Genomic DNA, 2,607 nt, shown 5'->3' with positions numbered 1-2,607 from the left:
TACCTCTTTCTCTGAGAATTTCTGCTAGTCGGTCAGCTCGTTGTTTTTCTTGTTCGGCTCGTTGTTTTTCTTGTTCAGCTCGTTGTTTTTCCTGTTCAGCTCGTTGTTTTTCTTGTTCGGCTCGTTCATCTCCAGTTAACAAAATATTCCCCGAATCATCACACCAGCGCAACCAATCATATTCTTTTCCTTCAAAAATACCATGCCAAATTGTTAAACCCAATCCCACTTTAGACAAATAGAAATTTTTCAGCTCTACATAACTATTAACTTGTAATTGATAAACCCGTAAAATAGTTTCTCCAAGTTGTTTGAGTGGGTCAAAAACTACATAATAACCAACCGCAGCAAAAGCATAATCTTGTAATTTACTACCCAACTCATTACCGATTTTATTAGAGACAATTTCGATAGCTACTTCTGGAGGTTTGCCAAAAGAAAATACAAAATAAGAACGATTCTGTTTTTGACTCCAATCTTCCGGTACTTTGACTCGTAAACTGAGGAGAACATCTGGTACGAGTGGTGGTGTTTTATTGCCGTAAAAAAGCCCGACATTCGCAGTTGCTAAAAATGGTAAGTCTGTTGAAAAAGAACTGTATAAAGTAGTAGTTAATAGTCGTTGTTGTTTCTCAGTAATTAAATTATCCACAGGAGTATCATCCTCAGTAATAACATCACTAATATCTGGTTCTACAAATTCAAAATCTTCTGGTTGATTTTTGAAACTTTTGGGGGATGATTCAATATTTGTTTGTGTTGGTAATGTAGACATAATTTTTTTCCTTATTTGTGATTAAATACAAAAGAGAAAATTCTCATCAATTAGATTCCTTTCTACTGCAAAAATTTTCAGGTTTTACAGACTCCCATAAGGCATCAACTTCATCAGGTGTAAAAATTTCCTCACTTGTTAATTGCACAAAATCTTGTAAACGATGATTTAAAAAAGTTCTAGCAACTTTAATTATTTCTGCTTATGGATAATTAGAATGAACCCAAATATTAACTTCAGACGAATTTATTCCCCCTGACTGGAGCAAGAACTTAACTAGATGATACTTACCGGAAAATCCGGAGCGCTCTTGATATTTATTAATTTCTAGAATCTCAATTTTAGCATCAAAAAAAAGTTTTCATGTATGTTCTTTAAATCTTCAGGTTTTGAACTTCAACAATTAATATAGACTTGTTGCAAAGCTGACTGCTGAAGTGCTGAAATGCTGATAGCTTCCTCTAACAAATTCTCGGCAGTTGGTCTCCCACTAACATATCCACAATACGCTCGGTGCCAAAAGTAGTTTCCAACAACAAAATTCCCGGAGGAGAAGCAATTACTTCCCCCACAATAGCAGCATCAATACCCGCAGGATGAGATTTCATTGCTGCCAAAACAGTTTCCGCTTTTTCACCCGGCACCACTGTCACTAACTTACCCTCATTGGCAAAATATAAAGGATCGAGACCCAGAATTTCACAGACTCCCTGCACCTCCTCCCGCACTGGTAGGGAAGATTCAAAAAGTCGTATCCCTACTTCCGAACTCATGGCAAATTCATTTAATACTGTTGCTACACCACCACGAGTAGCATCTCGCATTGCCCTAACTTCCGGACAAACATCGAGAATAGTATCAACCAAACCATTCAAAGGTTGAGTATCGCTTTTAAGTTCCGTTTCTAAATCTAGATATCCACGGGCAACGGTAATAGCTGCTCCATGATCGCCTACATAACCATTCACAATAACGGCATCCCCTGGTTGGAGGTTTTGGGCAGAAATAGAAACGCCGGAGCGAATTACACCTACCCCCGCAGTATTGATAAATAATTTATCCGCAACACCTCGGTGAACAACTTTTGTGTCTCCGGTGACTATTTTTACTCCAGCAATATCTGCCGCAACTTTCATACTTTTGGCTATTTCTCGCAGGGAGTCAACGGGGAAACCTTCTTCAATAATCATTCCGCAGGAGAGGTATAAGGGTTTTGCTCCACTCATAGCTATATCGTTAACTGTACCGTTGACTGCGAGTTCGCCAATATTGCCTCCGGGAAAAAAGATGGGGTCAATTACATAAGAGTCAGTGGTAAAAGCAAGTCTGTCTCCTTGAGCGGTGAGAGTTGCCAAGTCAAATGTTGCTTGGTCTTCTAGTTGAGATAGGGTGGGGTTGTCAAAGTTGCGGACAAAAATATCTTCTATAAGGTCGCGCATTGCTTTGCCACCGCTACCGTGGGCGAGGGTAATGTTAGTATCGCGTACTTTTGTTGGGCGACGTCGCGCTTGTTCGATTTTTTTAAATAAAGAATGTTTGGTTGTCATTTCAGTTATCAGTTATTAGTTAAATTAAATAATGTAGACATAATTTTTTTAATTACCTTTTCTTTTGCGAGTTTAATACCCCACCATTAACGATAGTGCTTAAAAATGTTTGGGGTTATTAAGACATGAATGTGGTGTGTCGAAGACTATCCATAAGAATTTTCCCTTCTGCCTCCTGCCTTCTTCAATGAATTTCTAGGCGACATAATCTCACCTTTTCTATAATATTAGCTCCCATTTTTTCGTAAAACTTAATACCATTATCGTTGTTAATATCCACCGTCC

The 2,607-nt window shown here is 38.4% G+C and carries 2 protein-coding genes; both read right to left on the bottom strand.

Features of this window, described 5'->3' with window-relative positions:
• Positions 1-775, bottom strand: a 775-nt coding sequence (locus AC3DU7_RS30795) for a Uma2 family endonuclease (RefSeq protein WP_488043041.1), incomplete at its 3' end; no start/stop codon positions are given.
• Positions 776-1,236: 461 nt separating this feature from the next.
• Positions 1,237-2,322 (bottom strand): hydrogenase expression/formation protein HypE, encoded by a 1,086-nt coding sequence (gene hypE / locus AC3DU7_RS30790; RefSeq protein WP_488043040.1) that lies wholly within the window; start codon positions 2,320-2,322, stop codon positions 1,237-1,239.
• Positions 2,323-2,607 lie beyond the last annotated feature (285 nt).

The organism is Okeania sp. (genome assembly GCF_983059655.1).
Note: the sequence above shows the minus strand (reverse complement) of the source record. Positions and strands in the feature narration are given on the sequence as shown.